This window comes from Bacillus sanguinis, from assembly GCF_018332475.1.
In the GTDB taxonomy this organism is placed as follows: Bacteria; Bacillota; Bacilli; order Bacillales; family Bacillaceae_G; genus Bacillus_A; species Bacillus_A sanguinis.
Genome location: NZ_BOQB01000707.1, coordinates 1 through 234, shown reverse-complemented (window position 1 = coordinate 234; position 234 = coordinate 1). Strand labels below are relative to the sequence as shown.

Sequence of the window (234 nt, the reverse complement as noted above, 5' to 3'; positions counted from 1 at the left end):
ATGCTTCAGGATAAAAATGAGGAAGTCCGTATTGAAGCAATAATCGGACTTTCCTACAGAAAAGATAAAAGGGTTTTATCTGTTTTATGCGATGAGTTAAAAAAAAATACTGTTTATGATGATATCATTGAAGCTGCGGGTGAATTAGGTGATAAAACGCTACTTCCTGTTTTAGATACTATGTTGTACAAGTTTGATGACAATGAAATTATAACTTCCGCTATTGATAAGCTG

The 234-nt window shown here is 32.9% G+C and carries 1 protein-coding gene; it reads left to right on the top strand.

The window, feature by feature from the left end; genetic code table 11:
* Nucleotides 1-234: HEAT repeat domain-containing protein (locus KI369_RS30115; RefSeq protein ID WP_498033630.1), on the top strand; the 234-nt coding region annotated here is incomplete at both ends.